This is a genomic window from Marilutibacter maris (assembly GCF_006546735.2).
GTDB lineage: Bacteria > Pseudomonadota > Gammaproteobacteria > Xanthomonadales > Xanthomonadaceae > Marilutibacter > Marilutibacter maris.
Map to the genome: position 1 here is coordinate 1 of NZ_VICD02000272.1, position 6,439 is coordinate 6,439.

Consider the following 6,439-nt stretch of genomic DNA (forward strand, 5'->3'; position numbering starts at 1 on the left):
CAAAACGGATCGGCGCCACCGCGTCGGCACGCCGACGCAGCACGTCGCCGGCAAGCTGCCAGCGCCCGCAGGCGTCGCGCCACTGGCCGTCATGGAGCAGCCGGCGCTGCGCGAAGCGGGCGGCATCGGACTCCAGTTCGCCGTCGAACAGGGCCGACAGGGCTTCCCGGTCTTCGCCACCGGGTGTCATCGGGGGATCGGTCGGAGCGTTGTGCATGCGGGCCATGTCAGTGGGTGGGTTCGCGTTCGGGGCGGTTGTCCAGCAGCGGACGCAACTGCGCGTCGATCGCTTCGCGGGCGCGGAAGATCCGCGAACGCACGGTGCCGATCGGACACTCCATCTGCCGGGCGATCTCCTCGTAGCTCAGCCCCTCGACCTCGCGCAGCGTGATCGCGGTCCTGAGCTCCTCGGGCAGGGCGTCGACCGTCTGCATCACGGTGCGCTCGATCTCCTGCCGCATCAGTTCGTGTTCGGGGGTGTCGGTGTCGCGCAGGCGGATACCGCCGTCGAACTGCTCGGCATCGGCCGCGTCGACGTCGTCGGTCGGCGGGCGGCGGTTCTGTGCGACGAGATGGTTCTTGGCAGTATTCACGGCGATCCGGTGCAACCAGGTATAGAACTGGGCGTCGCCCCGGAAATTCGGCAGCGCGCGATACGCGCGCATGAACGCTTCCTGGGCCACGTCCTGGCACTCGCTCCAGTCGGGGATGTAGCGCCCGATCAGCCCGACGATCCGGTGCTGGTACTTGCGCACCAGGGCATCGAAGGCCGTGCTGTCGCCCTGCTGGACACGCCTGACCAGCTCCTGGTCGAGCACCGTGTCCTGCCCTTGGGCAGTGTCTTGAGCAAGTTTGTTTTCGGCCATGCCGCGCCGGCACTCCTGTCAGCTCGGCAACATGCATCGATACGCATCGGCCGAACAATGGGACACCCCTGTCGGGGAAAAGTTCAATCTTCCGATTAATGGGGACTGTGCCCACCGCCACAAGCGCCAGCGGTCACGGTTGCGGCAGGCCGGCCCGGCCCCAGGGGCCGGAAAACCGGGGGCAACCGGGATACATTTGACGGCGACGAAACATCCTCGGGATGATATCGGCCTCCCATACGTTAACGGATGGTGCAGCACATGATCGCTGGCCTCGACGGTCTACGCTTCCAGCACTGGCAGACCTCGCTCCGCGAGGACGGCGTCCTCGTGCTTTCCTTCGACCGCGCCGACGCGGCGGTCAACACCTTTTCCCAGGACGTCCTGATCGAACTCGACAGCCTGCTCGAACGGCTGGCGATGGACCCGCCCAAGGGTCTGGTGCTGGCCTCGGCCAAGCCCAGCGGCTTCATCGCCGGCGCCGACATCAAGGAATTCGCCGAGTTCGACGTCAAGGGCACTGTCGGCGACGCGATCCGCCGCGGCCAGCAGGTGTTCCAGCGGCTGGCCGAGCTGCCCTGCCCGACCGTCGCCGCGATCCATGGGTTCTGCATGGGCGGCGGCACCGAGATTTCGCTGGCCTGCGACTACCGGATCGCCAGCAAGAGCCCGTCGACCCGGATCGGCCTGCCCGAGGTCAAGCTCGGCATCTACCCCGGCTGGGGCGGCAGCGTGCGGCTGCCGCGGCTGGTCGGCGCACCGTCCGCGTTCGACATGATGCTGACCGGCCGCAGCCTGTCGGCGTCGGCCGCGCGCGCGACCGGCCTGGTCGACAAGACCGCCGAGGAACCGGTGCTGGTCGACGAGGCGGCCAAGCTCGCCCTGCGCGGCGGTGCCCGTCCGTTCAAGCAGCGCTTCATGGCCTGGGCCAGCAACACCTGGGCGGCGCGCCAGGCGCTGGCGCCGATGCTGGTCAAGCAGGTCGCACGCAAGGCGCGCAAGGACCACTACCCCGCGCCCTACGCGCTGATCAACACCTGGAAGCGCGCCGGCGGTGGCATCCAGAGCCTGCTGTCGGCCGAGCGCAAGTCGGTGGTCAAGCTGTCCTCGACCCCGACCGCGCGCAACCTGATCCGGGTGTTCTTCCTGCAGGAACGGCTCAAGAGCCAGGGCGGCAAGGATCACGACATCGCCCGGGTGCACGTGGTCGGCGCCGGCGTGATGGGCGGCGACATCGCCGCCTGGTCGGCCTACAAGGGCTTCGAGGTGACCGTGCAGGACCGCGAGCAGCGCTTCATCGACGGCGCGCTCAGCCGCGGCCGCGCACTGTTCGAAAAGAAGGTCAAGGACGAGGGCAAGCGCGAACAGGTCAACGCACGGCTGCGCGGCGACCTGGCCGGCGACGCGGTCGCCGGGGCCGACCTGGTGATCGAGGCGATCATCGAGAATCCCGAGGCCAAACGCGAGCTGTACGCGACGCTGGAGCCGAAGATGAAGGCCGACGCGCTGCTGACCACCAATACCTCGTCGATCCCGCTGACCGAGCTGCGCGAGCACATCCAGCGTCCGGCGCAGTTCGCCGGCCTGCACTACTTCAACCCGGTCGCGCTGATGCCGCTGGTGGAGATCATCGACCACGATCAGGTCGCCGAGGCGACCCGCAAGCGGCTGGCCTCGTTCTGCCGCGCGATCGACAAGCTGCCGGTCCCGGTCGCCGGCACGCCCGGCTTCCTGGTCAACCGGGTGCTGTTCCCGTACATGCTGGAGGCCGCGACCGCGTTCTCGGAGGGCATTCCGGGCGCGGCGATCGACAAGGCCGCGGTCAAGTTCGGGATGCCGATGGGACCGATCGAGCTGATCGACACCGTCGGCCTGGACGTCGCCGCCGGCGTCGGCGCCGAGCTGGCGCCGTTCCTCGGTCTGCAGGTGCCCGCGTCGCTGGGCAACATCGAGACCGGCCGGCGCGGCAAGAAGGACGGCCAGGGCCTGTACAAGTGGGAGCAGACCGACAAGGGCAGCAAGCCGGTCAAACCGGAAGTGGCGAAGGACTACAAGGCGCCGGCCGACCTGGAGGACCGTCTGATCCTGCCGCTGCTCAACGAAGCGGTGGCCTGCCTGCACGACGGCGTGGTCGCCGATGCCGACCTGCTCGACGCCGGGGTGATATTCGGCACCGGCTTCGCCCCGTTCCGCGGCGGCCCGATCCAGTACATCCGCGAGACCGGCGCGGCGAAGCTGGTCGAAAAGCTCAAGGCCCTGCAGGCCAGCCACGGCGAACGGTTCGCACCGCGTCCAGGCTGGGACAACCCCGCCCTGCACGACTGAGCTCCGCCGACGACCGTATCCACCGCGCCGCCCCCTGCGGCCCCGCAGGAGCGGCGCAAACCGCGATCGAACGGCCCCATGAAAGCCCCATCGCGGCTCACGCCGCTCCTACGAAGATCGTTTGCCTGCCCCCTGACCCCAGCCCCCTGAGTCAGGGGGCGATTCGTGCCATGGGCACGAATGGGGGTGTGGAAGCGCAACGGCGGGGCCCGAGGTTTGCGAAGCAAATCTTGGGAGATATCCGCGCGCAGCCGGATATCGTTCCCCCTGAGTCAGGGGGCGATTCGCGCCGCAGGCGTGAATCAGAAGTAGGCACGTGGCATCGCAGATGCGGATGGGGGTGTGGAAGCGCAACGGCGGAGCCCGAGGTTTGCGCAGCAAACTTTGGGAGATATCCGCGCGCAGCCGGATATCGCGGCTTGCGCCGCTCCTGCAAAGAACCGCCGCGCGCGCGAGAAGGACGCCTCGGGCCCGTAGGAGCGGCGTAAGCCGCGATGAGGATCGCGGAGTGCCTTATCTGAGCGCGTCGATGGCACTCAGCGGCACTGCGCCGGCGCGGTCCAGTCCAGCGCCGGCTCGACCCATTCCGGCAGCGGCGTGTACAGGAAGCCGTGGCCGAGCCCGTTGTCGAGCTCGAGCGAGCGGCTGGCGGTGATGCCCGGACTGGCGGCGAACACCTCCGCACAGCCGCCGGCGATGCTGTCGCTGCGTTCGTGGATATCGAGCAGGTACCCGCTCGGTCGCGGCGCCAGTTCGTCGCGGACCCAGTCGTTGCAGGCGCCCATCGCCACCACCCGCAACTGCGGGTCGGCCAGCCGATCGGCGGCGATCAGAGCGATGATCGCGCCCTGGGACGCGCCGACCACGCCGATGTTCTCGCTGACGACACCGGTGGCCTTGAGCGCACGCACCTCGGCCACGACGGCATCGGCGGCCGCCTGCAACTGCGTGCCCGGCGCGCGCAGGTCGGCATGGACCACAGCGCCGCGCTGGCCCAGCGCCTCGACGATGTCGTCGAAGCGATAGGGACCGAACTCGGGGCTGACCGCGTGGCGGCCCGACTCCTGCACGATCCGGCCATGCAGGTAGATCAGATGACGGGGCGGGCACGCGTCCGCCTGATGCCGACCCGCGTCGCTTGCTCGCGCCGGCGGCACCGCTCCGGCGTCCGCCTCCATCGCGCACCCTGCCAGCGCCATCAGCGCCGGCAGGCACCACCCTGCGATGCGCATGCCGGGCCTCACATCGTCTGGGTCGGACGGTCCGAGTTGAGCTGGCCGGCGAGCAGGGCTTCGACCTTGCCCTTCACCGCCTCGCCCTCGGCGTTCTCGTTGAACTGCACGCCGATTCCCGCCGGGCGGTTGCCCTGGGCCCCGACCGGGGTCACCCAGACCACCTTGCCGGCGACCGGCATGCGCTCGTTGGACTCGGGCAGGGTCACCAGCAGGAACACCTCGTCGCCGATGAAATAACGCTTGGGCGTCGCCACGAACAGGCCGCCGCCCCGGATGAACGGCATGTAGGCGCCGTAGAGCGCGGCCTTGTCCTTGATCGCCAGAGTCAGGATGCCCTGTCTTGCGCCTGCGCCGCTCATGCCCGGCTCCCTGTGTGTTGGATGTTCATTGTCGCGCTGTCCCCTATCCCAGATACCTTTATCGGCCATCCAGCTGCCGTCGCTAGCCTCGACGGCCGCCGCCCGCGGCCCCCGCGCCCAGGCGATTCGCGGCGCGCCACGCCAGCAGCAGCTCCACCACCGCGAGGTCGGCGCGCACGGTGGTGCGCAGCAGGTCGCGGGTGCGGTTGGCCTTGTCGAACCAGGTCGCCAGACTGCGCGTCCGCACCGGGTCGGTCAAGCGCGACGCCTCGAAAACGGCGAGGTCGGCGGCATGGCGCAGGCGCAGCGCCGCGTCCTCGTCGCCGGTCCAGCGCTGCGCGGTCTCCAGCGGCGAGGCCTGGCCCCGTTCGAGCCGCTGCAGGTCCTCGGCGACCTCGCGGCGCAGATCCAGCCCATTGCCCTCCAACCACTGGTGGGCGAGCCCCGGATGACCGCGCGCGGCCTCCAGCGCATCGCTCGCATCGGCCTCGTCGTGCCCCTGCGTCCGCAACCAGGCCAGTGCCTCGTCGTAGGGCGGCAGACGAAACTCGACCCGCTGGCAACGGCTGCGGATGGTCGCCGGCAGACGGGCCGGCTGCGCACTGACCAGCCACAGATAGCGCCCGGGCACCGGCTCCTCCAGGGTCTTGAGCAGGGCGTTGCCGGCCGCGGTGTTGATCGCGTCGGCCGGATCGAGGATCGCGATCTGGGCGCCGCCGTACTGCGGCGTCAACGCCAGTTGCGCGGACAATTCGCGGATCTGGTCGATCACGATCTCGGTGCGCAATTTGCTGCCGTCGCGGGTCGGGATGAACGACACGTTGCGGAAGTCGGGATGCGAACCGGCCGCGAGCAGCAGGCAGCCGCGGCATTCGCCGCAAGGCTCGCCGCCGTCGGCCCGCCCGCTGCACAGCAGGCGCCGGGCCAGGTACTCGGCCACCGCATGCTTGCCGAGCAGGGCCGGACCGCAGAACAGCAGGCCGTGACCGAGGCGGCCTGCGTCCAGTGCGGCAACGGTGCGTTCGCATGCCCGCGCCTGCCACGGGGCGAAGTCCGCGCGCGCGATCATGCCGCCGCCTCGATCTGCCGCTGCAGGTGCCGCAGCGCCTCGGCGGCGACCTCGGCCGGCGGCCGGCTCGCGTCGACGACACGGAAACGCTCGGGGATGGCGGCAGCGCGGGCGCGATAGCCGGCGCGGACGCGCTCGAAGAAGACCTCCTGCTCGGATTCGATGCGGTCGGCGCCACCGCGTCGGCGTGCGCGCTCCAGACCGACCGTCACCGGCACGTCGAGCAACAGCGTCAGCCCCGGCTCGATGCCGACGACCCGCCGCTCGAGCTCGGCGATGAAGTCGATGTCGCCACCGCGCGCGGCGCCCTGGTAGGCGTAGCTGGCATCGGTGAAGCGATCGCTGACCACCCAGGCGCCGCGCTGCAGGGCCGGCAGCACGACCTCGCGGACGTGCTGGGCACGGGCGGCGAACACCAGCAGCAATTCGGTCTCCGGCGCCGGCGGCTCGTGGCGCGGATCCAGCAACAACTCGCGGATCTGCTCGGCCAGTGGCGTGCCACCGGGCTCGCGGGTCGCCACCACCTCGGCGCCGCTCGCCCGCAGGTGCGCGACCAGGGCGTCGAGCACGGTCGACTTGCCGGCG

7 protein-coding genes are annotated in these 6,439 nt (G+C 70.0%); 1 reads left to right on the forward strand and 6 read right to left on the reverse strand.

What is annotated here, in order from left to right:
* Together FKV24_RS15585 and rpoE are read right to left on the reverse strand one after the other, a co-directional pair.
* Positions 1-217 (reverse strand): RseA family anti-sigma factor (locus FKV24_RS15585; RefSeq protein ID WP_170288339.1); only part of this gene is annotated, 217 nt, incomplete at its 3' end.
* A gap of 10 nt (positions 218-227) precedes the next feature.
* A complete protein-coding gene (gene rpoE, locus FKV24_RS15590) occupies positions 228-866 on the reverse strand; it encodes an RNA polymerase sigma factor RpoE (protein WP_111266103.1) in 639 nt (212 codons plus the stop codon).
* Positions 867-1,127: 261 nt separating this feature from the next.
* Between rpoE and FKV24_RS15595 the strand changes: the two genes are divergently transcribed.
* The gene (locus FKV24_RS15595) at positions 1,128-3,191 is read left to right on the forward strand and encodes a 3-hydroxyacyl-CoA dehydrogenase NAD-binding domain-containing protein (RefSeq protein ID WP_141483043.1); all 2,064 of its coding nucleotides are present in this window, start codon (positions 1,128-1,130) and stop codon (positions 3,189-3,191) included.
* A 536-nt stretch (positions 3,192-3,727) separates the two neighbouring features.
* Here the strand turns inward: FKV24_RS15595 and FKV24_RS15600 are convergent.
* From FKV24_RS15600 to tmk, 4 genes are all read right to left on the reverse strand, one after another.
* Positions 3,728-4,423: a hypothetical protein gene (locus FKV24_RS15600; protein WP_141483044.1), complete on the reverse strand. Its 696-nt coding sequence runs from the start codon at positions 4,421-4,423 to the stop codon at positions 3,728-3,730.
* A gap of 8 nt (positions 4,424-4,431) precedes the next feature.
* The gene (locus FKV24_RS15605; RefSeq protein ID WP_111266101.1) at positions 4,432-4,785 is read right to left on the reverse strand and encodes a PilZ domain-containing protein; all 354 of its coding nucleotides are present in this window, start codon (positions 4,783-4,785) and stop codon (positions 4,432-4,434) included.
* A gap of 82 nt (positions 4,786-4,867) precedes the next feature.
* Positions 4,868-5,854, reverse strand: a complete 987-nt coding sequence (locus FKV24_RS15610) for a DNA polymerase III subunit delta' (RefSeq protein ID WP_141483045.1) — start codon at positions 5,852-5,854, stop codon at positions 4,868-4,870.
* Positions 5,851-6,439, reverse strand: a 589-nt coding sequence (tmk, locus tag FKV24_RS15615; RefSeq protein WP_141483046.1) for a dTMP kinase, incomplete at its 5' end; no start/stop codon positions are given. The genes FKV24_RS15610 and tmk, both read right to left, overlap by 4 nt.

What these genes read in the sequence shown, in the direction of transcription:
- rpoE (WP_111266103.1), bottom strand. Translation starts at nt 866, where the DNA reads ATGGCCGAAAACAAACTTGCTCAAGACACTGCCCAAGGGCAGGACACG.
- FKV24_RS15595 (WP_141483043.1), top strand. Translation starts at nt 1,128, where the DNA reads ATGATCGCTGGCCTCGACGGTCTACGCTTCCAGCACTGGCAGACCTCG.
- FKV24_RS15600 (WP_141483044.1), bottom strand. Translation starts at nt 4,423, where the DNA reads ATGCGCATCGCAGGGTGGTGCCTGCCGGCGCTGATGGCGCTGGCAGGG.
- FKV24_RS15605 (WP_111266101.1), bottom strand. Translation starts at nt 4,785, where the DNA reads ATGAGCGGCGCAGGCGCAAGACAGGGCATCCTGACTCTGGCGATCAAG.
- FKV24_RS15610 (WP_141483045.1), bottom strand. Translation starts at nt 5,854, where the DNA reads ATGATCGCGCGCGCGGACTTCGCCCCGTGGCAGGCGCGGGCATGCGAA.